The sequence below is a fragment of the Vibrio sp. HI00D65 genome (assembly GCF_001635455.1).
Classification (GTDB): Bacteria; Pseudomonadota; Gammaproteobacteria; order Enterobacterales; family Vibrionaceae; genus Vibrio.
This window is the reverse complement of record NZ_LWEH01000011.1, coordinates 37,229-62,502: the sequence shown is the minus strand read 5'-3', so window position 1 is coordinate 62,502 and position 25,274 is coordinate 37,229. Positions and strand designations below refer to the sequence as shown.

Annotated in this window: 19 protein-coding genes and 2 pseudogenes; 12 read left to right on the top strand and 9 right to left on the bottom strand. The window is 43.8% G+C overall.

Going from position 1 to position 25,274, the window contains the following annotated elements:
- Window positions 1-8: 8 nt before the first annotated feature.
- The 3 genes from A3712_RS02825 to ydiJ all read right to left on the bottom strand — a co-directional run bounded on the left by A3712_RS02825 (window position 9) and on the right by ydiJ (window position 5,353).
- Window positions 9-1,646: a trypsin-like serine protease gene (locus A3712_RS02825; protein ID WP_063522196.1), complete on the bottom strand. Its 1,638-nt coding sequence runs from the start codon at window positions 1,644-1,646 to the stop codon at window positions 9-11.
- A 142-nt stretch (window positions 1,647-1,788) separates the two neighbouring features.
- Entirely contained in the window at window positions 1,789-2,250 is a 462-nt protein-coding gene (locus tag A3712_RS02820) for a methyltransferase family protein (protein ID WP_063522195.1), read from the bottom strand.
- 67 nt (window positions 2,251-2,317) lie between these two features.
- Window positions 2,318-5,353 (bottom strand): D-2-hydroxyglutarate dehydrogenase YdiJ, encoded by a 3,036-nt coding sequence (gene ydiJ, locus A3712_RS02815; RefSeq protein WP_063522194.1) that lies wholly within the window; start codon window positions 5,351-5,353, stop codon window positions 2,318-2,320.
- A gap of 221 nt (window positions 5,354-5,574) precedes the next feature.
- Here ydiJ and A3712_RS02810 point away from each other — a divergent pair, with 221 nt between their 5' ends.
- From A3712_RS02810 to A3712_RS02780, 7 genes are all read left to right on the top strand, one after another.
- Window positions 5,575-6,258, top strand: coding sequence for a DUF3334 family protein (locus A3712_RS02810; protein ID WP_063522193.1), 684 nt, complete (start codon window positions 5,575-5,577; stop codon window positions 6,256-6,258).
- 210 nt (window positions 6,259-6,468) lie between these two features.
- A complete protein-coding gene (locus A3712_RS02805) occupies window positions 6,469-7,158 on the top strand; it encodes a DUF2786 domain-containing protein (RefSeq protein WP_063522192.1) in 690 nt (229 codons plus the stop codon).
- Window positions 7,159-7,274: 116 nt separating this feature from the next.
- Window positions 7,275-7,940 (top strand): OmpA family protein, encoded by a 666-nt coding sequence (locus A3712_RS02800; protein ID WP_063522247.1) that lies wholly within the window; start codon window positions 7,275-7,277, stop codon window positions 7,938-7,940.
- Window positions 7,941-8,094: 154 nt separating this feature from the next.
- A complete protein-coding gene (locus tag A3712_RS02795; protein WP_063522191.1) occupies window positions 8,095-9,153 on the top strand; it encodes a J domain-containing protein in 1,059 nt (352 codons plus the stop codon).
- Window positions 9,154-9,318: 165 nt separating this feature from the next.
- Window positions 9,319-9,507, top strand: a complete 189-nt coding sequence (locus A3712_RS02790; RefSeq protein ID WP_063522190.1) for a hypothetical protein — start codon at window positions 9,319-9,321, stop codon at window positions 9,505-9,507.
- 330 nt (window positions 9,508-9,837) lie between these two features.
- Window positions 9,838-10,245: a SulA-like leucine-rich domain-containing protein gene (locus A3712_RS02785; protein ID WP_063522189.1), complete on the top strand. Its 408-nt coding sequence runs from the start codon at window positions 9,838-9,840 to the stop codon at window positions 10,243-10,245.
- Window positions 10,246-10,482: 237 nt separating this feature from the next.
- Window positions 10,483-11,586 (top strand): phosphoribosylaminoimidazolesuccinocarboxamide synthase, encoded by a 1,104-nt coding sequence (locus A3712_RS02780; protein WP_063522188.1) that lies wholly within the window; start codon window positions 10,483-10,485, stop codon window positions 11,584-11,586.
- A 111-nt stretch (window positions 11,587-11,697) separates the two neighbouring features.
- Here the strand turns inward: A3712_RS02780 and A3712_RS02775 are convergent, their stop codons facing one another.
- Window positions 11,698-12,075 (bottom strand): hypothetical protein, encoded by a 378-nt coding sequence (locus A3712_RS02775; RefSeq protein WP_004738481.1) that lies wholly within the window; start codon window positions 12,073-12,075, stop codon window positions 11,698-11,700.
- A gap of 203 nt (window positions 12,076-12,278) precedes the next feature.
- Complete coding sequence (locus tag A3712_RS02770) at window positions 12,279-14,675, bottom strand: helicase-related protein (protein WP_063522187.1); 2,397 nt, start codon at window positions 14,673-14,675, stop codon at window positions 12,279-12,281.
- Window positions 14,676-14,858: 183 nt separating this feature from the next.
- Here A3712_RS02770 and A3712_RS02765 point away from each other — a divergent pair, with 183 nt between their 5' ends.
- From A3712_RS02765 to A3712_RS02750, 4 genes are all read left to right on the top strand, one after another.
- Window positions 14,859-16,547, top strand: a complete 1,689-nt coding sequence (locus tag A3712_RS02765; RefSeq protein ID WP_063522186.1) for an NAD-dependent malic enzyme — start codon at window positions 14,859-14,861, stop codon at window positions 16,545-16,547.
- 160 nt (window positions 16,548-16,707) lie between these two features.
- Complete coding sequence (locus A3712_RS02760; RefSeq protein WP_063522185.1) at window positions 16,708-17,460, top strand: SanA/YdcF family protein; 753 nt, start codon at window positions 16,708-16,710, stop codon at window positions 17,458-17,460.
- Between the two features lie 199 nt (window positions 17,461-17,659).
- Window positions 17,660-19,030, top strand: a complete 1,371-nt coding sequence (locus A3712_RS02755) for an SLC13 family permease (RefSeq protein WP_063522184.1) — start codon at window positions 17,660-17,662, stop codon at window positions 19,028-19,030.
- 424 nt (window positions 19,031-19,454) lie between these two features.
- The gene (locus A3712_RS02750) at window positions 19,455-20,279 is read left to right on the top strand and encodes a DUF2797 domain-containing protein (protein WP_063522183.1); all 825 of its coding nucleotides are present in this window, start codon (window positions 19,455-19,457) and stop codon (window positions 20,277-20,279) included.
- Between the two features lie 108 nt (window positions 20,280-20,387).
- Here the strand turns inward: A3712_RS02750 and A3712_RS02745 are convergent, their stop codons facing one another.
- Window positions 20,388-21,638, bottom strand: a complete 1,251-nt coding sequence (locus A3712_RS02745; protein ID WP_063522182.1) for a sensor domain-containing diguanylate cyclase — start codon at window positions 21,636-21,638, stop codon at window positions 20,388-20,390.
- A 300-nt stretch (window positions 21,639-21,938) separates the two neighbouring features.
- Window positions 21,939-22,322 (bottom strand): annotated as a pseudogene (locus A3712_RS02740) (LysR substrate-binding domain-containing protein); the annotation flags it as partial.
- On the opposite strand from A3712_RS02740, the pseudogene A3712_RS26460 reads away from it, so the two are divergent.
- Window positions 22,317-22,520 (top strand): annotated as a pseudogene (locus A3712_RS26460) (type 1 glutamine amidotransferase domain-containing protein); the annotation flags it as partial. The pseudogenes A3712_RS02740 and A3712_RS26460 sit on opposite strands and share 6 nt — an antisense overlap.
- A 138-nt stretch (window positions 22,521-22,658) precedes the next feature.
- On the opposite strand, the gene A3712_RS02735 reads toward A3712_RS26460, so the two are convergent.
- Window positions 22,659-23,915 (bottom strand): cysteine desulfurase-like protein, encoded by a 1,257-nt coding sequence (locus A3712_RS02735; RefSeq protein WP_063522181.1) that lies wholly within the window; start codon window positions 23,913-23,915, stop codon window positions 22,659-22,661.
- The gene (locus tag A3712_RS02730; protein ID WP_063522180.1) at window positions 23,893-24,525 is read right to left on the bottom strand and encodes a 2OG-Fe dioxygenase family protein; all 633 of its coding nucleotides are present in this window, start codon (window positions 24,523-24,525) and stop codon (window positions 23,893-23,895) included. The genes A3712_RS02735 and A3712_RS02730 overlap by 23 nt, the downstream gene beginning before the upstream one ends.
- Window positions 24,526-25,274 lie beyond the last annotated feature (749 nt).

Genomic DNA, 25,274 nt, shown 5'->3' with positions numbered 1-25,274 from the left:
AGTGTAGCCTACTGATCACCTTTCATCTTCATTGGTGAAAATGACTTACGAACGAGCGCACCGCCTAAAAGCACAAATAACCAATGCCAAGCCATAGAACCGCCACTGCTACCAGAGCTTTTTGCATTCTGCGTGCCCTCTGATTTAGATATCTTTATCTCATCGGTATAAGCAAAGTTTTTCATTGTAACTCTATCATCCCCGTAAGAAATAGAGCCATCTTTCACATATTTAATCATAAGGCTGTTGTTGGAATCCCTAACCATCGGCAAGTTCACTGAACCAGAAAGCTGACCTGATTCTTTGTCGAACTCTTGACCGTTAATATAGATCTCAAGGTAATCATGATCCAATTCAGACGATACCGTCACATCGAAAGAGACTGTACCGGTAGGTATCCCCTCTACAACCAACATGGTCGATTCGCTGCTACCTATTGATGGAGAGACGATTGTTGATCCTTCGGTACCCCACGCTTGTGTGCTGTAAACACCACTGTTTGGAACACTCACATGAGAGTCCACAGTATTCGTTACAGATCTCGCTCCAATCACAGAAGCCTTTGATGTGACCGTGCCCAATAGTGAATCAGTGTCAACATTAATGCCAAACTCATGTTCGCCAATTGAGTTTAGGTTATAACTCACCACTACTTCACAGCTTTGTCCTGCTGTTAAAGTGCTACATCCGTTGTCCGTTATAACGGTATCATTACTAGAAATTGGATAAACATGGTTTACTTCGATGTTTTGATCGGACTTATTTATGAATTCAAAGGTATGTGAGATAGGCGCCAATAATCTTGCACCTAGCATTTCTATTTGACGGTAACTAAACCCTGCTTTCTGTTCATTAATCCAATCATCAAAGTAACTAATATTAGTATAGACTCCGTAGGCGTTGGCCTGTGCACAGCCTTTACCCCAGCTTACAATGCCCAGTTGCTCATATGTTCCATTTGTCGAAACAACGATTGGGCCACCACTGTCACCCTGACAAGAGTCATAACCACCATCACTGTACCCCGCACAGAATGCATCACTGCCAATAAAGGCATAGCCACTGTGAGGAACACTATTACATTGGTACTGGTTAACTAAAGGAACGTTGACTTGGTACAGTTCACTCTTAGATGCATATCCATCTGATGCGTCCTGATCTCCCCATCCCATCACCGTTAGCATCTGACCATCATTCAGGTTACCTCGAACATAACCATCAACGAGATTAACCACAGACTCCGATGGCTTATCGACGAGCTCGATAATCGCTATATCATTGCCTGTAACTACAGAGTTATAGTATTGATGTACATAAATATTCTCAACAGCGTATCTATGTTGTGTAGCTTGAGAGGCAGAGAGGTTGGTTACGCCAATTACCACATCGAGATCTTCACGGCCATTACCGTCTACACAATGAGCAGCAGTTAGGACATATCTCTCGCCAATGAAGCTCGCACCACAGAACTGACCGTCATAAGCGTTCACATTTTTTGAGACTAGCGCAGCCATAAATGGCCAATTACCTTGTGTTGCTTCTTTACCGTTTATAATTCGAGCTGAAACATCTGCCAACGCCGATGTTGAAGACAAACCCACTGCACAGAAGCCTAACGACAACCATTTAGCCTGAACAAATTTCATTACCTAGCCTTTTATTTATTTTAATAATGTAGATAGGCTATTTTATAAAAGGTAGATATAAAACCAAATTTATAACTAAGTGTGATAGGTATCGATTAAATGGTAACATTTTTACGTTGTAGCTTTGCTTTAAGGAGGTTTGTTACACCCAACGTCTAACCTTTTGTTTGTAATCAACATATTCGGCACCGAATAATTGCTCTAGCGCTCGCTCTTCTGGTTTGATTTGGAACTGATTCATGTAGATAACAAAAGCAAAACTCAGCAAGACGCTGAAAATATTCTGGAAGAAATAACCAAAGCAGAACAGTAAAATGAAAAGGCCTAAATACATTGGGTTTCTCGTGTATCCAAAAACCCCGCTATCAACGACGGTAGAGGCGGTTTCGACTTTAATTGGATTAACGGTCGTTTTCTGTTTTCGAAACTCCCAAACACCAGCTAATCCAATAACGCCGCTCAAAACGATTCCGACACCAAGAATGATGAACTTAAACGGCATCCCGATCGCGCCTGTACTCAACTGTTGCGCACTGAAATAAGAGGCGACTAAAACCAATATAAACAGAGCAACTGGTGGGACTTTCAACTCAAGAAATTTCATAGCTTTCCTTATTAACAATTCCATTGTTAGTTTAGAAAAAAGCCCAGCAATTGCTGGGCTAAATAGTTTAAAGAATTTGTGCGAGTGCCTGTAATGGGTGGGCGAGCTTCTCACCTTCAAAACGCTTAACTTGGCTACGGCAAGAGTATCCGGTTGCTAAACAGCGCTCTTTTGGTAAGTCTTGCATCCTTGGCTTCCAACTTAAACCGTAGATGTCTTTCGACATTTGTAACTTATCGACTTCATGTCCGAACGTCCCCGCCATGCCACAACAGCCTACAGGTACGCTAGTAAGGGCTGCTCCAAAGTGTTGGAAGATAGCACCCCACTCTTTTTCAGCATTTGGCATCTTGGTTTTCTCGGTACAGTGAGAAAATAAATACCACATCTCTTCACTTGCAGAGCGCGCTTCATAGTCACCGAGCGATGGTAATAACCATTCATGAACAGTTAGCACATCAAAGTCACCACGCTTATCCGCTAAGATCTCGACATATTCGTCGCGATAGCAAAGTACCAAAGCTGGATCTACACCCACGAGCGGAATACCAATATCTGCGACCATCGACAAGAAATCAGAAGTGGATTTCGCCTCGCGTGCAAAACGACTTAAGAAGCCCTTGATGTGCAGCGCCTTACCATTTGGTTTAAACGGCAGTAGCACTGGTGTTTTGCCAAGCTTTTGAGCCAGAGTGACGAAGTCTTCAACCACCTCTGCATCATAGAAGCTGGTAAACGGGTCTTGAACAATCAATACATGCTGTTTCTTCTCTTCCGAAGACAGCCCTTCTAGATATTGAATATCAAAAAGTTGCAGCTCTTTGCTTGCCAGACGATTTTTGAGCGTAGGCACCGACATCAGCGGCGCATCGACATAACCGACTGTTTTCGCTGTTGCAGATTGAATCCACTTTTGACCCAATGCAGCATTGATAACTTTCGGCGCTTTCGCCATGAGTGGCAGCATGGTTTCAATGTTAGCCACCAAGTAATCTTTCACAGGGCGTTGGTATCGTGAGTAATAGATGTTTAAGAACCGTGAGCGGAAGCTTGGTACATCAACTTTGATCGGACACTGGCTTGCACACGCTTTACATGCAAGACAACCATTCATCGCTTCGTGCACTTCGTGCGAGAAGTCGTACTCGTGGCGTTTGTTCATGGTGTTACGAACGCGCTCAACCATAGTTTTGACCGGAGTATCGTCTTTTAGCGCTTCTTGCTCTAAATCGAGAATATCCACGCCTTGCTCAGTTAGCTGACGCAACCACTCTCTGACTAAACCGGCACGACCTTTTGGTGAATGGCGACGGTCAGCAGTGACTTTCATTGACGGACACATTGGCGAGCTCGTGTCGTAGTTAAAGCACAAGCCGTTACCGTTACACTCCATTGCTTGCTTAAAGCTGTCGCGCACTTGAACATCGATCTGGCGATCATAGAAACCACGCTTGGTGTCGGTCACTTTAACCAACTCAGCATCACTTTCTAAAGGTGTACAGATCTTGCCTGGGTTCATCTTATTGTGTGGGTCGAATGCAGCTTTCACACGTCGAAGTTCGGTAAACAGTTCCTCACCGAAGAAATCAGGACCGTACTCAGAACGGAAGCCCTTACCGTGCTCACCCCACATTAAGCCGCCATATTTCGCCACCAGCTTAACCACTTCATCAGAAACTTCGTGCATCAAGGCTTCTTGCATAGGGTCACATAGGTCAAGAGCCGGGCGAACGTGTAGAACACCCGCATCAACGTGACCGAACATGCCGTAATTCAGCTCTTTCGAATCAAGTAGCACTCGAAATTCAGCGATGAAGTCAGCCAAGTTTTCAGGTGGTACACAAGTATCTTCAGCAAAAGCGACTGGCTTAGAACGACCTTTCGCCGCACCTAATAGGCCTACCGCTTTTTTACGCATGTTGTAGATTCGGCCAATGCTCGCCAAATCACTGCATACTTGAAAGCCAATCACGCCCGCTTCTTCGCTCTCAACCATGGTTTCAAGTTTGGCTGTCAGCGCATGAACTTGTTGTTCGACTTCCGCTTCATCTTGGCCCGCAAACTCAACCATGTTGATGCCAAGCATCTCTTTGTTAGGAACATCCGCCAGCAGGTCGCTCACGGTATGCCAAACAATGTCTTGTTTCGCTAGGTTCAATACTCTTGAATCGACCGTCTCTACAGAGAGAGCCTTCGCTTCAACCATGAACGGTGCGTTACGCAGCGCAGAGTCAAACGTGTTGTATTTCACGTTAACCAGAGTTCGCGCTTTCGGAATTGGAGTTAGATTTAACTTGGCTTCAGTAATGAATGCTAAAGAGCCTTCTGCGCCACATAGAACACGAGTAAGGTCAAAGCTGTCATCGTCATCATTGATAGCATTCTTGAGGTCGTAGCCCGTCAAGAACCGGTTCAATGGTGGGAATTTATCGAGGATTTGAGCGCGTTTTTCACGACACACCGCTTCGGTAACTGCAAGCGCATGATGAGCAAACTCACCCACTTCCGGTAAGCCGTGTGATAAATCAGACTCTAAACACGAACCATCGGCGAATACCGCTTGCAAAGACAACACGTGGTCAGATGTTTTACCGTACTTCAATGACCCTTGGCCTGATGCATCAGTGTTAATCATGCCACCAAGTGTCGCTCGGTTACTGGTTGAAAGGTCTGGAGAGAAGAAGTAACCGTAAGGGCGAACCGCGTCGTTCAATTGATCTTTAACGATGCCCGACTGAACTCGTACCCAGCCTTCCTTCTCATTAATCTCAAGAACCTGATTCATGAAGCGTGATAAGTCAACCACAACCCCTTTAGTTAGAGATTGTCCATTGGTTCCGGTACCGCCACCACGAGGAGAAAAAGTCACGCGTTCATAAGCAGATTTAGAACCCACTCTACCGATAAGCACAACGTCGTATGTTGTTTTGGGAAGAATGACAGCCTGGGGCAGTTGCTGGTAGACACTGTTATCAGTCGCGACCGCCAAACGGCTAGAATATTGAGATTCAATGTCGCCAGTAAAGCCCGCTGTTTTTAGTTCATCTAAAAAGCGTACAACAACTGGATCGACATCAGCATTGAGTTGAAGTCTTGGTAACATTTGCTTCCTGCCCCTACTTCGCTGATCCTATCAGCATTGGGTTATCTGAGATTTTTAATAAATTTCTTTGAATTTCGTCACTTTACTACTATTGAGATCATATAAAAAGATGATCAAATCAGAATGTCAGTGCAAGAATGGAGAAATAGTCATTTTCGTCTTAATTCAGTAACATATATTGAATAACGTTCTGTTTAAGGCATGTCCACGAGCACATCACAATGAAAAAAAATAAAACAGTCACCACTGAAGACATTCTTCTTAAGCTTTGCCAATCAGTCTCAAGCGTACTTACTTCAGCGACGGCTTCCCAGGTGTCATATTCCGCTATGGTGCAGAAGATCAACAAAACGAGCCTAAAGCCAGACTTCGGATGTTTTGTTCTTTTTGACGGCGGCTTCTCTGGTCTTGTTGTCATTAATTTTACGTCGAAAGCAGCATTAGAGATCTATACTAATTACATGCGTAACATGGGCATGCCTGAAAATGAATTAGCAGTGCTACATACATCTGATGAGGTAGGCGATGTTCTAGGTGAGCTAATGAACCAGCTAGTTGGTGATTTCACTAATAAGATCCGCAAAGAGCTGCAAACCAACATCACGCAAAACCAACCTAAAATGCTGGCACTGAACAAGCAAGTAAACCTGTCTGTTGATACTAACCTTGATCGCCCACAAGCTCGTCGTGTGACCTTCTCAACTGAAAACAACAACATATTCTACCTTGAGCTGGCTATGGACAAAACAGAGTTCATCCAGCTAGAAGAATTTGAGATTGCAGAAGACGAGTGCCCGGATAGCATTCTCGAAGCAACTCAGAAAAAGATGCAGGAAGGCAATAAGTCAGCTCAAAGCTCAGGCAACGATGCAGCAGCCGATCTGCTTGATGAATTGGGTATCTAGTTTGCGAATGCTCTAGTCATTCTAAAAAAACCGTGTCACGAACGCCATCTATCTTTTTGATGGCGTTTTGGTCTATGCTCCAAAGTCCGTTTTGTCAAATTAATTGTTACGAACCCAAATCGCCCACTGAGTGAGTTTTGCTTTCTGTTGCCCACCAAAACATGTAAAATGTCGGACTTTTCAAAATTTGCGGTAATGATTAAGTAGTCGATGGATAAGAAAAAAGCCCTAAAGAAAATAGCTAAGTGTCTTGAGCTTGGTAATTCTGCTAACGTCAACGAAGCTGCCAATGCAATCAAAATGGCGCATAACTTGATGCTGAAATATGGTCTTGAGAAAGACGATATTGAATTTATCAAGATGGGCAAGACTCAATCCACGCACCTGTTACCTGCAAATATCAGCTCAACACTGCTTCGTGTTATTCGTGGTATTAATACTAAGTTCGGCGTAGAAGCTGTACTGCTCAACCACAAAGGTCTAAAACGCGTAGAGTTCATCGGTGAAGCCGATCGTGCCATCTTTGCAGCCTTTGCTTTCGATATCATCTACCGTGAACTCAATGAGCATACAGGCCAATTCCGTAACAGTTTTTCGGGGTCTGGTACCGGTACATTAGAAGTAACCCGTCGCGTAAATTCCTTTGTATCAGGTTGGGTTGAAGGCGCACTTGAGAAGCTACCAACGATCACGCCAGACGAAGAGTCGAACAACAAGATCAATAACTACATCGATAAAGAGTTCAAAAATATCGATCGCGAAACCTTCAAACAACAACTTAAAGAGGCGATGAAAAACCTCACAGCTGATTATGAGGTTGGTTTTAAGAAAGGCCGTAAATTGTCTGTTAATCGACCAGTTGCTGGTGCACAGACACCTAAAAAGATATCTAAATCATAGAGCTTCTTTACATTGCTTCAACGTATTGATAAAAACCATCAATAGGGTCTATAGGACTATATGTTTGTCACTCGTAATTCATGCGTTTGACAAAAGTACATGATGGAGAAAATACGTTGAAAAAAATCACACTAGCCCTAGCGCTTACTGTCGCACTTACGGGTTGTCAGGCAACTCAACGCCAAAACGCTACTACTGGCGAATCTGAGACTAACTCTGCAACTCAAGGCGCTCTAATCGGTGCAATCGCTGGTGCCGTTGCTGGTGCAGCTACCGGTGACTCTAAAGACCGTGGTAAACGTGCTCTTATTGGTGCTGCCGGTGGTGCTGCTGTTGGCGGTGGTATTGGTTACTACTTTGACCGACAAGAAGCAGCACTTCGTGAAGAGTTGATGAACTCTGGTGTTCAGGTAGAACGTGTCGGCGAAAACCAACTTCTACTTCGCCTTGAAAACGGCATCGGTTTCAATTCTGGTTCTTACGCGCTTGAACCAAGCATTCACAACACACTTCGTGGCGTTGCTCGTATCCTAGTTGAATACCCAGACACTAGCCTAGTGATCGAAGGTCACACTGACAGCACTGGCAGTGAGTCGACTAACCAAATTCTTTCTGAGCGCCGTGCTGAATCTGTTCGTGCATTCTTGATCTCTCAAGATGTAGCTGCAGGCCGTGCCATTGCTCGTGGTAACGGTGAGCGTTACCCTCTATGTGACAACAACACATCTCAAGGCCGTGCTTGTAACCGCCGCGTAGAGATTCAAATCTTGCCGCTTAAATAGCACGATTGAAGCCCAGTTTCCTTTATCTATTGAAATAACCGCTATATAGTGGCTTGTCAGTCGATTGGCTCATTTAAAGCTGTATGACTTTATTGTTCACTACAAAGCGTCTTGATACTGATATCGGCACTGGGCTTTTTACGAGACTTATCTTTTGCTTATCCTATCCAACTTTCGATCACTACCGTCCCCTAGAACTTTCCTTCTAACCCTTGTTTTATTGCTTTCCTCCCTCGCCCATGCGGAAAATAACAGTGAAGAAAGTAATGCAGCCGATTCATCACCTAAAGATTCAGCATCACAATACCAATTAGCACAAGCGTATGAATTAGGGATTGGCGTCTCTCAGAACATCGATGATGCATTCTATTGGTATTCACAATCTGCAGAAAACGGCAGCGCGAATGCACAATTCAAATTGGCCGAACTTTACTTAGCAGGGACGGATGGAAAACCCGACAACAAATTGGCCTTAGAATGGTTTATCAAAGCAGCATTGCAAGGGAACAAGCAAGCGGCAGTAGAAATCGCCAAGCTCTACGAATCTTCCCCAGAACTTGCGCTACTCAGCCCGCTAGACGCGGCACAACTTTGGTATGAAGCAGCATTACCAGACAACCCAGACGCAGAAGATGGCTACAACCGTGTTCTTGAAGCACAGTTCAATCAACAACGTGCAAAACAGATCTCTTCAATCGAGCAGCTCGACGAGGGTATCGGCTCTGAAATAAACAACAGTCAAGGTTTGTCTCAGCATGTGCAATCTAACCTCTTCAGTTCTAACCTAAATGGCTCTGACTATGAGATTAGTACGGCATTGGCGTTAATGATTATTTTCGTGAGTATCGGCGCGACTCTGGTGATCTCGCGAAAAAGACACACTTTAAAATCGAGCGACTTAGGAATGCAGAAACAGGTGCTCGAAACGCAACTGAGCGAGATGAACCGCACCATTAAGCAGCAAAAGCGTCAATTACAGACCATGCTCAATGAATTGAATAAACAAAAAGGCCAAAAAAGTTCAAACAATTTACAGCTAGCTTGTGCGCTATTTGGCTACACGCCGAGCTCTATTCCTAACCAGAAAAGCATTAAGGTGAGATATAAACAACTATCGAAAATTTATCACCCTGATGGTCAAGGATGTGATGAAGAAATGAAACGTTTGAACAGCGCGCTAAAAACCATCTTACAAAGTGTTACGAAATCGTAAACAATTACGTACCTTTATCTTTCCATCTCACAGGGATATCGATTTTATTAGTATTGCAATCGATCACCCTCTCAAAAACGAGTAACAAACTATTAACTAATAGGTCTCTGTTGTGTCATAATTTTCGCCGAAAATACACCTGACTTAAACAGGTGAGGAGAGAATATGTTCACAATAGAAGGCGTTTGTGATTGGTGCAAAAAGCCAAGCCTAGTAAAAAAGCACGACTACCTAGATGGTAAGTGCCATCATGCATGCAAAGACTGCAATGATATCGCGACCATGGATGTTCGCCAGTTCAATATTGGTGAGATGGAAATGAGAGCAAAACTCTCCCAAGCAACACGTAGATAAGCTACACCGTTGAAATATAAGAAAGCGCCTTAGGCGCTTTTTTTGTGCCCAGCGTTTATCTTCTTGTCTTCCTATCTTCTATACAGGTGTATGCAGTGGTCTTTACAGAAAACTACTGTATACACCTGTGTGAAGCTCACATTTTTTCCATTTCTGAGACAAAATAGCAAAATCATTCAAATTCAATTTATACAATAGTTTCAATATCTTAATCACTAAAATCTCATTTCAACATGAGAAATCGTCCAATATTCCCGCAAAAAAACGCTTGATCTTATAAACAACAAAAAATACTGTATACACATACAGCATGTATATAAGGACAGCAAAATGATTCAAGCACACGTTAAAGCACAACACTCTAGCCCGCTAATTCACGGCGCATTTGCATCAGCTTCTCACTCAGCTCATCATTCAACTGATAAAGCGTTATTTGCGAAAATAGCGTTGCTGTCCAATCAACACCAATGGCTACTATTTACAGCTCAAACACCAAGACCATCCGCTAAGCATCTGCAGAAACATAACGTATGCTGCGACCGCGTTATTCATATGAAAGCTTCTCACCAAATGACCGAAGCTGAAACAGTAGAGAAAGCGATCCGCTCTAAGAATGCGAGTGCGATCGTTGCTAGCGCATCGATTGATCAGTTTAGCCAACAATACTTAAGAACATTAGGTATGCGTTTCCAGTGTGAAGTTTTCTTCATGGATGTGAACTCAGAGCGCATTCACTAAACAACATAGCTCAACAAGATAGCTCATTAATATGGTCCAAATATACTGCCTTCCCCTGCCCTACAATTCGCCTTAAATTTGGTGGATAGTTAGGCAGGGGTTTTTATTTGATTAGCAGATTTAGCAAACGTTTGCTTTTTCTCTGGAAGCAAACGTTAGATTGGGTATAATGCCCGTCTAATCATGTGCACATTGCACTTCTCTGTATGACGTTTGATAAAAGATAGGAATGTCTAAATGAGCCTCGCTGATCAAGTTCTTGCCGTAAATGACGACCTCCCAATCCGCACTGATAAACCTGTCCACAGTGGCAAGGTTCGTTCGGTTTACTGGTTAACTGAAGAAGATAGCCAACGACTAATTAAAGAGAAAGGCTACGAAGTAGCACCTGATGCTCCTTTGGCTATCATGGTGATCAGTGACCGTATCTCTGCGTTTGATTGTATCTGGCGTGGTGAAGGCAACCTGAAAGGTGTTCCTGGTAAAGGCGCAGCGCTTAATGCTATTTCTAACCATTGGTTCAAGCTTTTTAAAGACAACGGTCTTGCTGACAGCCACATTCTTGATATCCCTCACCCATTCGTATGGATTGTACAAAAAGCTCGCCCGGTAATGATTGAGGCGATTTGTCGTCAATACATCACAGGTTCTATGTGGCGTGCGTACGCAAATGGTGAGCGTGAATTCTGTGGTATCGAAATGCCAGAAGGTCTAGAGAAAGATAAGAAACTACCGGAGCTTCTTATCACTCCTTCGACTAAAGGTATTTTGAAAGGCATTCCTGGTGTATCAGAAGCGGACGATGTAAATATCACGCGTCAGAACATCCAAGATAACTTTGCAGCATTTAACTTCTCACAAGAGAGCGATATCGCGCACTACGAGAAGCTATTGAAAGAAGGCTTTAGCGTTATCAGTGACGCACTAGAAAAAGTCGATCAAACCTTCGTTGATACCAAGTTTGAGTTTGGTTACGTGAACGATGCACAAGGTAAAGAGAAGCTTATCTACATGGACGAAGTGGGCACACCTGACTCATCTCGTATCTGGGATACAGAGCAATACAATAATGGCAACATCGTTGAAAACTCAAAAGAAGGTTTCCGCCAGTTCCTACTTAACTACTTCCCTGATGCCGATATTCTGCTGAATAAAGAGCGTATGCCTGAGCGTGAAGCGCTAGCGCGTGACAATGAATTGCCATTGGATGCACTGATGTCTCTTTCTCGCACTTACCTTGATATCGCAGCAAAGATTACCGGCGCTGAGATTGTGCTGAGCGAAAATCCTAAACAAGAGATCATCGACGTATTGCGTGCTGACTACGGGTTAATCGATTAATCATCTTGTCGATTTAAACACCGTCACGATACAAAAAGGGCCTCAACATTGAGGCCCTTTTTACATGTAGTTTTCAGTCTTGTTTGAGCATCGCCCTCACTTGTAGAAGGCTTACAGTCGAATAGTAAACTCTTCTCCAGTATTACCTGCAATCACTAAATGACTACGCGATTCGATGTACTCGATCTGCTCTTCTTCAAGAGAATATGGCATCACTACTTTGAGCTCATTGATGCCTTCTAATTTGGCAAGCTTGAGCAAAGTAACGATGTTCGATTCATCACTCTTACGTGTAGACATCGATTTTAGTGCCATTTGCCATAAGCGATCTTCTGGGCTTGCTAGCTCTTTGATACTGTCTCGCCAAACGGTACTGAACACTGGAGCGATAGTGGTGAGTGCTTCCAGAAAAGTCCATTTTTTACTGCACGAGGCGCCAAGAAAAGTTGTGTAATCAAACTCTACACGCGTCTCTTTCTGATTATCCATGATGTCCCCCGACACTTTGGCAACACAATATACTCAATATCTATCAACTCTTTCTTTATAGCAATAGGATATATAAGAATGATCTTTTATGACCTTTTGATTGATTGAAATGGCATATAAAAATCAAATTTGTAACATAATCACCACTGAAAAATCATATATGCGCTTATTTGATTAATATTTTGAAGATAAAACTTATCTATCTATTTTATATCAATAATTCGGCTCGCCTTTTTGTACTGAATACGCCAACCAGACCAAGTCGGTAACTCCCATCGTTTCGGCGGTGTTTTTCTACTACCCGACTGATGATGAACGTAAATCAGCTTTCTTCCCACAAGATACTCAACTTCCAAGTTCAAGTCAGCAAGAGTGAGCGAAAACGGGTACTTTTCAGCGAACTCTACGTATAGCCAACTAGGGATACCTTCAAAAGGAATGTCCGAAGCATCAAACATCTCAAGCTCACTGACATCAGTAACCCCCAGCACTTCAAGCTGCTCAATAAACCATGATTCAAAGCTCAGTTGCTCGGTATCGGAGGTAAACTTGGTTTGCTCATCCAGCCCAAGTTTGACGTACAGCTGCCAATGCTTGATCTCTAGAGTACGAACCTCAACAAAACCAGGAAGCTGAGTACCACTTACCACCAGATCCACAATAGGCTTTAAAGACAACTGACCTTCTGCTGCAACCAGTTTTGTGGTGATTGTGCGACTGGCGTATACTAAATCCATCTCGGTAAACACACCATTATCATTGACCACGGTTTCGCCCTGTTGCCATTCGCCAAGTTCCGCCTCAACCATCAGATCAAGCACAATTGGTGCAGTGGTCGTTGCGAGAGTCAATGTCTGCTTAACTCCTCGCCCGGGAAGGCTGTGAGTATCAAACACTAGCATAGCCTGCGCATTATCAGGAAAGCGATTTTGTCGACCAAGCACCACCTCTAGTGAACCGTTAGCAAACGCCTCTCTTCTTTTTAAACGACGTACAAATACCAACTCAGGATGCAACTTAATGATGGTTTCAAGTAGAGCGGTACGTTGGTATCGAGAGGCAACTTCCAAGTGAGGAAGCTCAAACACTTCACGCATTTGCTCGGCAAGCCCTTGCGCTTCTACCAAAGCTTGCTGATCGATTTCTAGGGGTGGATAATCACGACCACGCACAATCTGAATCAACAAGGTTAAATCACAGCCCTCTTTTTCTTGCTGAGCGAGCGCTTCCAAGTGCTCAGCATTATTGGGTAACTGATATAAACGAGAAGGCACAGACAATGCAGCCGTGAGATCGACCATCGCCTCTTTCAGTGCTTTGGTTTTAATGCGGGTAACAATATCGGCATACAAAGCATCAATCGGTAATGGGTAAAGCTTTTTGCCGTGCTCGGTAATTTGATGGTCGTCGTCAATCGCTTCCATCGTCAACAAAGTTTGTGTTGCGCTATGTAGCGACTTTTCTGAAATGGGGTCGAGGAAAGATAAACTCTCCAAAGTAAAACCACTGCATGCCGCCGCCAACATCGGCTCAGTCAGCTCTTCTCGCTGCAATTCAGGTGGCGTGACTAGCTCTAATGCCGCATGTTCGCCATACAAACGAACACAAACACCGTCCATTACTCTACCTGCACGTCCGGCACGTTGCATGGCACTCGCCCGTGATATGGATTTCAACATCAAAGTGGTTCTGCCGTTACGCTGAACGGTTCTTCTTTCCAATCCAGAATCAATCACCACACCAATATCGGAAATGGTTAGCGAGGTTTCAGCAACGTTAGTCGCGAGAATGACCTTTCGCAAGCCTCTGCCATCGTTTCCATCGCCATCGTCGTTAGCCACATTGCGACCAGATAGCGCGAGATCTCGTTCCTTGTCACTTACTGAGGCATGCAATTTAACAACTTGCAGATCCGGATGTTTTGCCAACACTTGCTCACACAGCACAATCTCTTTCTTGCCCGGAAGGAAAACCAAGATATCGCCGTGCGATGCAATAAGTTGATGATTCACTTCTTGAGCGATGCGTTGCTCTAGATGTCGACTATCTGGTAAAGCCCTAGATTCATTTGCTCGATGCTCGATATCAACCTGATAAGTTCGCCCCTCACAACTGATCCTGTTCGCCTCTAGATAATCAGCGAGACGCTCCCCTTCGATCGTTGCCGATGTGATGACCAAACGGTGGCTCGCCTTCTGCTTGAGGATCGCCACCAGCAAGTCAATGTCCCAACGCCTTTCGTGAAATTCATCCACCACAATCACATCAAAACCGGCTAGCCCATCTTCCGCTAACCAACGTAAAGCAATACCGGGCGTGACAAACACTACATCAGTCTGCTCGTTGTATTGCGATTCTAGCTTGATGGCGTAACCCACTTTACTGCCCAGCTTCTCACCCGATTCTTTCGCTAGAAACTTAGCTAACGATGTACAAGCGATTCTTCTTGGTTCCACCACCAGCACACGCCCATGTTGAGATGCCCAAATTGGCAAGCGCGTTGATTTACCCGAACCTGTTTCAGCTTCCACAACAAGGTGAGAATCGGCGATCTGTTGATGGAAAGTTCTTTGATAGCTATCAATGGGAAGTTGAGACATAAAAAGGAGAGCCGAGAAAAAATGTGAGTAAAGTATAACGAATTATGACGTTAGAATTCGATAACTGTGGAATAGGAGAAAGAATATCATTTTGTTTGCCAAGATCGGGGAGAAACTATTTACAATTGAATAACTAAACCGTTATCATTTTTCAGTTACCCTTTCTCCCATATTAGGCATCCAATGAACAACGATAAACGCCCCCTATATATCCCTTATGCTGGTCCTGCTCTACTAAGTACACCCCTTCTAAACAAAGGCAGCGCATTCACTGCAGAAGAGCGTAGCTCTTTTAACCTTGAAGGTTTGTTACCAGAAACAACGGAAACAATCCAAGAGCAAGTTGGACGTGCATATAAACAATATTGTAACTTCGAAAGTGATATGGACAAGCATATCTACCTTCGTAACATCCAAGACACTAATGAAACGCTTTTTTATCGTTTAGTTCAAAACCACATCTCTGAAATGATGCCTATCATTTACACGCCAACGGTTGGCGCAGCATGTGAGAACTTCTCAAATATCTACCGTCGTGGCCGTGGTCTGTTTATCTCTTACCCGAACCGCGATCGTATCGATGATCTACTGAATAATGCGACAAACCACAATGTTAAAGTTATCGTGGTTACGGACGGTGAGCGCATTCTTGGTTTGGGAGACCAAGGTATCGGTGGCATGGGTATTCCAATCGGTAAACTAGCACTGTACACCGCGTGTGGCGGCATCAGCCCAGCTTACATGCTACCAATCGTACTTGATGTTGGTACAAACAACCCTCAACGTCTTGCTGACCCAATGTACATGGGCTGGCGTCACCCTCGTATCACAGGTGCTGATTACGATGCATTCGTTGAAGAGTTCATCCAGGCGGTTCAACGTCGTTGGCCGGATGCGCTAGTTCAGTTCGAAGATTTCGCACAGAAGAACGCAATGCCTCTACTTGAGCGTTACAAAGATCGTATCTGTTGTTTCAACGATGACATCCAAGGTACAGCAGCTGTGACTGTTGGTTCTCTACTAGCGGCTTGTAAAGCAGCAGGTAGCAAACTGTCTGATCAACGTGTGACCTTCCTAGGTGCTGGTTCTGCTGGTTGTGGTATCGCAGAAGCGATCATTGCTCAGATGGTGTCTGAAGGTATCAGCGACGAGCAAGCGCGTTCTCAAGTTTACATGGTTGACCGTTGGGGCCTACTACAGGAAGGCATGCAGAACCTGCTTGATTTCCAACAACGCCTAGTTCAAACCAACGCGAACACTAAAGACTGGGAAAGCGACGGTACAGGTTTCTCTCTACTAGACGTTGTTCGTCACGCTAAACCAACAGTATTAGTTGGTGTATCTGGTGCACCGGGCCTATTCAGCAAAGAAGTGATCAAAGAGATGAACCTTCACTGTGAACGCCCTATCGTGTTCCCACTATCGAACCCAACAAGCCGTGTTGAAGCAACACCAAATGACATCATTCGTTGGACAGATGGTAAAGCACTAGTAGCAACAGGTAGCCCATTTGAGCCAGTAGTTCACAACGGCACAACTTACCCAATCGCTCAGTGTAACAACAGCTACATCTTCCCGGGTATTGGCCTTGGCGTGTTAGCTGTGAACGCTTCACGTATCACTGACGAAATGCTAATGGAATCGAGCCGTGCACTTGCGACGTGTTCTCCACTAGCAATCAATGGCTCTGGCGCTCTACTTCCACCACTGGAAGAGATCCACACTGTATCTAAGAAGATTGCTTTTGCTGTTGGTAAAAAAGCGATTGAACAAGGTGTTGCATTAGAAATCACTGAAGAAGCACTACAACAAGCGATTGACCAGCACTTCTGGCAGCCGGTTTACCGTCGCTACAAGCGTACTGCATTCTAACAGAGCCTACTTGTTCTCAAATACCACTCTTACAAGAGCCCCTGCCAATGAAGGGGCTTTTTCTTTACATTGTCTTGTCTTTTTAACTGATTTTTCTCATTTTTATTTGGTATTATCGAGCACTCAAAAAATAATGCTCAGTCAAAGGACTATGCCGAGAGTGAAATTCAATTCTCACATTTGCCGAAACTACTTACTAAAAGCATACAAAAAGCTGCAAGGTTTTCTGTATGGCGCCTTCCTAGTGTTCTTGGTAGGCAGTGCTGCGGTGATTGCGATTGATTATTGGGTTTCGTGGCAAGCGGAAGACCGCCTCATCTATGACATCGATGAGGTGCCAGAAGTTGAGGTTGCCGTCGTACTGGGTACCAGCAAATACTTGGGTAGGACGCTCAACGACTATTACAAACACCGCATCGAAGCGGCCATTGAGCTGTTCGAACGTGAAAAAGTAGACCAATTTTTATTAAGTGGCGACAACGCTCACCGCTCTTATAATGAGCCGTGGACCATGAAACGCGACTTGTTAAAAGCGGGTGTTCCTGATGAACGTATCAACCTAGACTACGCAGGCTTTAGAACCTTAGACTCGATTGTTCGTGCGAAGAAGATCTTCGATACCGACAACTTCCTGATCATCACTCAAAAATTCCACTGTGAACGAGCACTATTCATCGCTAACTCGTATGACATTCACGCGCAATGTTTAGCGGTTTCCGGCCCTACTCACCACTCCGGAACATCAATACGTTTACGTGAAGTTTTTGCTCGCACCAAAGCTTTTCTAGACCTGTATGTTATGGGCACAACCCCGAAATTCCTTGGCCCGAAAGAGCCGATTCAGCCTAGTCCAAAACAAGAAACATCACCAATTCCAAGCCCTATTTTAACCCCTTCAGAAACCGATGTGTAGAAATCTACACATTTTGAATTTGTTGCCTCACATTTCCCTACTGTTACACAAAAACACACCAACGCTCCTTTATTAACTTAAGTAACATTCCCTAAACAAAGCCCAACCCTACATGAAGTCAATATTCCTCTAAAAACAATAAGCACGGCTCAAGTAAGCCAGTGCATAAATAAACGAGGATAAACAAAAGGAGCGCCTTATGACGGCACTTTTTACTACACTGAAACACTGGTTGTTTACCCGCAACAACATGATATTAATTGGTAATTTCATGCTATTCGCACTCTTGCTCAACACCCTTCCTTTCGAGTCACAAGTCAATACTGGTTTGAGTATTCTCGTGTTCGTTGCGGTTCTGTGGTTAACCGAAGCTATTCATGTCAGCATCACCGCTCTGCTCGTTCCACTCTTGGCTGTCCTGTTTGGTGTCTTCAACACGCCCGCTGCATTGGCGAACTTCTCCAATCCAATCATCTTCCTATTTTTGGGTGGTTTTGCTCTTGCTGCTGCGCTCAACAAGCAAGAACTTGATAAAGCGATTGCCGACAAAGTACTGCTGATTGCAAAAGGCAGAATGTCGGTCGCGGTATTCATGCTATTCGGTGTGAGTGCTGGTTTGTCGATGTGGATTTCTAACACAGCAACGACCGCTATGATGCTTCCTCTGGTTCTTGGCATCATGAACAAAGTAGACCAAAATGAAGACCGCAATACTTACGTGTTCGTGCTTCTTGGTATCGCTTACTGTGCTTCTATCGGTGGTATCGCAACCCTAGTAGGTAGCCCACCGAACGCAATCGCTGCTGCGGAAGTTGGTCTTAGCTTCACAGAATGGATGGCACTTGGCCTACCAATCTCAATGATTCTATTGCCAATCGCAATGTTGATTCTTTACGTGATGACTAAGCCAAAACTAAACCACAAGTTTGAGCTAGACCACGCGCCAGTAGAATGGACAAACAGCAAAAAAATCACACTGTCTATCTTCCTACTCACAGTGACGCTATGGATTTTCGGTAAGCCAATCAACGCAATGATCGGCGGCTTCTCTAAGTTCGATAGCTTAGTGGCGATTGGTGCAATCGTACTGCTTGGCGCTTCTCGAGCGGTGGAATGGAAAGATGTTGAGAAGACAACCGACTGGGGTGTATTGATTCTATTCGGTGGTGGTATCTGTCTGAGTAACATCCTTAAAGCGACTGGCACCAGCGTATTCCTTGCACACTCACTAAGTAGCTTCCTAGAGACGGCAGGTGTTCTACTAACGATTCTAGCGGTAGTCGCATTCGTGGTATTTCTAACAGAGTTTGCGAGTAACACAGCAAGTGCTGCACTGCTAGTACCAGTATTCGCAACCATTGCTGAAGCACTAGGTATGTCGCCAGTTATCCTGTCTGCATTAATCGCTGTCGCTGCATCTTGTGCCTTTATGTTACCTGTTGCAACACCACCAAACGCGATTGTATTTGGTTCAGGTCATATCAAGCAAAAAGAGATGATGCGAATCGGTATGGTTCTAAACCTAGTGTGTATCCTAGTGCTAACACTGTTCGCTTGGATCTTCTGGTAAGAAGTTAACGCTGATAAAGAGAGCTGCATAAGCAAAAGCTTTGACTTAACTGGCGGCAGTTCCCCCGCTCAGCCAGTATAAAAATGCCCACTCTATTTGAAACCATCATTTACTCGAGGTTATCACTACTCGGGCATTTAAAAAGATTTCCCTTTTTGGTGGCACCTCGCCACCTTTATTGTTTGGGTATTTACATCCTTATCACGTAATCATTGCCATTCTAAAAGCCACCTCCACGCCACACCTGGCACAACACGTGTCCAGCCGATAGGCAACATATTATTTACGTAGAGAATCAAGTGATATTGCGTATAAAAACAGGCGCCATTTGTTATACTCATCGCATAATCATCGTTAGCCGTATTGCCTGATTACAAGGCAAGCGAGCCGGCGAAATAACAATCAAAATACAATGAGTAATGTCATGTCTTTATTAGCGAAAGGAACACTCAAGAAGATGAGTGCTTCCCTGGATGGCGCGGTAACCTACCGTTTGCCTGTAGGCGAAGAGTTTGTAGAGCTAAATCCTCTGATTGGTAAAACCATCAACCTAACTCACACTGGTAATATTTTTTGCTGCTCGTGTGGCAAGAAAACCAAGAAAAGCTACTCTCAAGGCCATTGCTTTGTATGTATGAAAAAGCTGGCAAGCTGCGACATGTGCATCATCAAGCCAGAGACTTGCCACTACGATGAAGGCACCTGTCGTGAACCTGAATGGGGCGAAGCAAACTGCATGGTTGATCACTTCGTTTACCTGTCGAACACATCAAGCCTAAAAGTGGGTATTACTCGTCATACGCAGATCCCGACCCGCTGGATTGACCAAGGCGCAACACAAGGCCTACCAATCCTTAAGGTAAAAACTCGCCAAATCTCTGGCCTGATCGAAGTTGAGTTAGCAAAACACATTGCAGATAAGACCAACTGGCGCACACTGCTGAAAGGCGATGGTGACAACATGGAACTGATACAGAAAGCAAAAGAGCTGCTTCCACTGGTTGAAGATAAGATCCAAGAGATCAAAGCAAAATTCGGTAACGATGCTATCGAAGTATTAAGTGAAAACATCACTTCACTAAGCTACCCAGTTGAACAGCACCCAGTGAAGATTGTTTCGCATAACTTCGATAAGAACCCTGAAGTATCTGGTGTTCTGCAAGGCATTAAAGGCCAATACCTAATCCTAGATACGGGCGTGATTAACATCCGTAAATTTGGTTCTTACGAAGTTGAGGTTTCTGCTTAAACAGCAGAGCACCATTAAAAGTGAGATACAAAAATGCCCTGATACTTCTGCTTCAGGGCATTTTTATTTCAGATGGGACGATCCGCTTTAAAAAATAACGAGCAAAGACTAAAGCGCGACCATGCCCCCTTCTACACAGTTTTTACCATTGGCTTTGGCGCGATAAAGTGATTGGTCGGTAAGGTTAACCAAAGCATCAATCGTCATACCCTCTTCACACGCACGGCTATCGCTCACTCCAATACTGACACTCGAATTAAATCGAGTTTGTTCGTCGATTTTGAACTCAGCTTGATTAAACTGTTGGCGAATTTGTTCAGAGATTTCATGTGACATTCCTGCCGTTGCATTCGGAATAAAGACTATAAACTCTTCACCACCCCAGCGACCCGCGACGCCACCCACACTCTCGACACTGCGCTTGGTAATATTGGCTAATGCACAAATCACCTCGTCACCGACCATGTGACCGTATGTATCATTAATCGATTTAAAATCATCAATATCGAGCAGCATACACACGAGATGATTTTCAGAAGCCACGTGCTCTCTAAACCACTCATAAATGGCACGGCGATTGAGTAAGTCCGTCATCTCATCGTAGTGCGCTTGATGCACGAGCTGCTTTTCCAACATCACCTTTTGGGTGACATCTTCAAGTACAACCTGTACAGCTGGCTGACCTTCCCAAATAATCGAATTGTCATAGATATTAAAGAAACGATGGACACCATCTAAGCCAATATTCTCTACCACATTACTGGTGCCTGATGGTTCACCCGATATCACCGCTTGATAACGCTGACAGATACTTTCTACATTTTGTTGTGGCACTAAATCGAGAATAGAATCGAGCTGCAATACCTGCTCTATCGACTTACCACCTTGCAGGTTCACCCAAGACTGATTCACCATCAAAGGTTTGAAATCTCGGTGCACTAATATTCCCTGCCCTGATTTCATAATCATGTCTTGATACATCTGGTCTTGCTTGCGCATCATATTCTGCAATTGAATCGCAGGGCTCAAGTCGATCACCGTCACTTGTAATGCAGGTCTTCCTTGCCATTCGGTCACATGATCAATAGAAAACACCGTAAACTCTCTGCCACTACGATCCACATTGGTAAAGGTGTGAACTTGAGGATCGCGTTGACCACTGACGGTTTCAAGGTAGTTTTTGTAGGCAGCGACATGAAAGTCTTCTGATATGAGATCAAGAAAGCTATCAATTTGGGACTTTAACTCTTCTGGAGATTGGTACCCATAAATACGAGCGTAGTTGGCATCAACACTAACCACATTCATATCTTGAATAATAATTACGCCGTACGTAGATTCGAAATTTATTGAAGACATTACCAACTCCATACTCTAGCTATACTTCATCACTGGAGCATTGCAACATATCCCACTAACCTTTCCACAGAAGCTTTCAAGCGTCAAGGGACATTAATATACCGTGTAGTATATCGTACTGTTGATTGCTTCTCTACAAATCAATCGTTAGCACGAGTTACCAAAAGTAGACAAGCATCTCAACCTGATTACGCGCGCCAAAAAACAAAAATAGATAACCTATAGCAATGTAATGATTAACTTTTCTATCTTTTGCCTTCCTTGGTTTCTATCTGTCCTAGCTTCTTAGCTTAGACAGCACTACTCATCCCAATCAGAAAAATAAGAGACCAAGAAGTCTATCGCTAGCCGTGCTCTCTGAGGCAAAAAGCGTCGGTTCTGATAAACAATCCAACTGCTTGTACCTGAGCCCCAATACTCTTCTAGCACCGGAACCAGCTTGCCATTGGTTAGCCCGCCATTAAAACTGCTTCTAGGAAGGTACACAACGCTGAGTCCCTCTTCACAAGCTTTCAGTACCGCACTTGAGTTGTTACTTCTCCAACGACCATACACTCTTACCGCATTCAATGGCTTTCCATTTTGCTCAAACGGCCATTGGTCACTATTAGTAATAATACAGCTATGTTGTTTTAACTGTTCTGGATTAGTGGAAGCACCATATTTGTCGATATACACTTTACTCGTGAACAAAAGAGCGACTTTGGCACCATCAACGACATTCCATTCCTACTGGAACAGTCGCTAGTTCGCGGGGCAGCGCGTTTCAACAAGGTTCCACCTTGGCAAGAGCTTGTGATTGCTGATGAGCGAGTGATTACTGGTCAAAACCCGACAAGTGCACACGCTGTGGGTGTCGCGATTGTTGAGCACCTTTCTTAATCAAGCCATAGCTTGATGGATCTATAGCTTGTCCGACTCACTGACGCGAGTCCCCTAAGCAAGGTCAAAAAAAAGAGCATACTCCCGACTCAATATTCTTGAGAGAAGTATGCTCTTTTCTAATTCTGTAACCCGCTTTTAGTTATTTCTAACAATGCCCTCAAGCACGTTGAACAGTAGGTCTATTTCTTCAATCGAGTTGTAATGCATACAACCAATACGCACTACACCCTGCTCTTCAATACCCAACTGCTTCACTAAACCTAATGCGTAGAAGTGTCCGTTCCACACACAGATGTTATGCTCGCCCAGCTTCTTAGCGATAAATTCTGGAGAGTGGTTATCAAAGGTAATGGCGAATGTTGGCGTTCTTAAGTTTGAATCAAACTCTGTCTTACCGTAGAGTTTGGCGCCTTCAAGATCGCCCAAGCGCTTTAGGAAGTATTCGCTCAATTGGCTTTCATGCTTATTATAAAGCGCGTAGCTTTGCTCTAAGCGAGAACGTAATGAACCCGTAGGCTCACCAAACTGTGCCAAGTATTCCACTGTAGCGGTAAAACCAGCTAAGGCCTCAAAGCTTTGTGTTCCAGTCTCGAACCGGCCAGGACCAATGTTGGTCGCAGGTTCAACTTTGTATGGCTTTAATGTATGCAACCATTGGGGGCCTATGTAAGCAATTCCAAGATGAGGACCGAAAAACTTGTATGCCGAACACGCTAAGAAGTCACAATTCAACTGCTGAACGTCAATCAAATGGTGTGGCGCATAGTGCACAGCATCAACATACACCTGAGCGCCGTGTTGGTGTGCAAGCTCTATAACTTTCGCGACATCAACAATTGAACCGGTGGTGTTTGAAGCAAAGGTCACAGCAACCAGTTTGGTTTTCTCGTTCAGTAGCGACTCAAAGTGTGCCATATCTAGGCTGCAATCTGACTCGTCGACACGAACTTGGTGAACAATCGCGCCTTTATCGTCTGCTGCTTGTTGCCAGCTCGATACATTTGAGTAATGGTCTAGCGCAGTAACAATCACCTCATCGCCAGCCTGCCAATCGCGGCTGATTGCTCGGCTAAGTTGAAATGTCAACGAAGTCATATTTGCACCGAATACGATGTTACCTGAAGACTCAGCGTTGAGCATAGCCTGCGCAGCCTCCCTAGCGTGCTGCACCAGAGCTGTAGTTTTCTGGCTAGAAAAATAATGCCCACCTAAGTTTGAATTAAAATGCCCTAAATATTCAGTCATAGACGCTAGAACACTTTCTGGAACCTGTGCTCCGCCAGGGCCATCAAAAAAGGTAACAGGCTTGGCGCCAAAATGTTGATTAAGAGCGCTAAACTGTTGTCGTATAATGTTTAAAGTATCTAAATTAGGCGGTAAAAACGAAGACATCACGAACTCCTTTTTGACCTGGTTCACTTGAGAGTGTTTCTGAAATATGGTGAAAATAACGTTGATCGTTAAGAATCACAAACTGATTTTCCTCAAGAATCGTATTGAGGTGAGGATGCTGTTCGACTTGTGATTTAAATATTTGGGTAGCCCCTCCAGATATGTTTTTACGACGTACACAAAATATACCTACGAAATTAAAACCATCTTGATGTATCCCTTCAGGAGCAGGAGAACTCGTAGCATCTGAATCACAAGTCACACGGATTTGGTGAACATCAACCACAGCATGATCTTTGTCTGACCCGGTTCTTTCTATAAATGATTTGAGTAGACGTTGAAATTGTTCAGTTTCTACTAATCTCTGTTCCATTTTGGGGAAATCTCGCTCTACATCACCAAGAACTCGATTCACGTCTGAAGACTGTACGAACTTGGAATGAGGCAGACGTACAATTTTGTCATTCTCAAATTGAAAACGAGCATATGAGCGAAAACGATGCTTGCTATCAATATAAATATCCATATCTAAATTATCAAAATACGGTTGGAGCTCTTCGGCTACACCTTGCGGTGTTTGAAAAGCTTCTATCAAAAATGTATCTCTCATTGCTCTTCTCCATGAACGAGTGAATGTTAACATAATGTTATATATCTAATTATCCCCCCTTGCTTAGACATTTCAAGCGTAAAAAGTAAAAAGCATTTATATACCAAAAACAGTAGCGATCAGACCAAAACAAAAGAATAAAAAACCAATGACTGAGTAATTATTAAAATTAAAAACCAAGTTAATTTCCCATAAAAGACTAATACATTATTATTAAGCGCTTTAACAACATAATAAGAAAAATTAAAGAATCTAAGCGCTCAGTGGAGTGTCAGGCTTATCATCGGCAGAAGGTGCGTGATCAAGGATCACAAGCTCTCGTTACAATTTATCCTGGCAGCTGACATTGAAAGTAAAATAATCCGCTGAGCTTAACTATCAGAGTGCATTACGTTTTGTGCAAAGCCAGTAATACGCCTAGAGATCTTTTTCTATCTGCCACAAACTTCAAGCACATCGCCCAGCAAAAATGTCTTTCGAGATATTGAAAGTTTGCATCAGGAAACTAATAAACTTTCATTCCGTTTGATGACTGAATAGCACCATCTTTAATCTCTGCTATTTAAAGCATACATCCACTTGATTAACTAATAGGTGAACTACTTTTAGGTCGCTGCTTGCAGTGGCTATCTCAACAACCCTGGTAAATTTTAACTCTTGTTTTTCTTTAAATTGACGGATATTTACTGGTGAATGCCCTCCATGTAATACAAATAACAACCAATTGAAAACCACTATGGCGATATTGC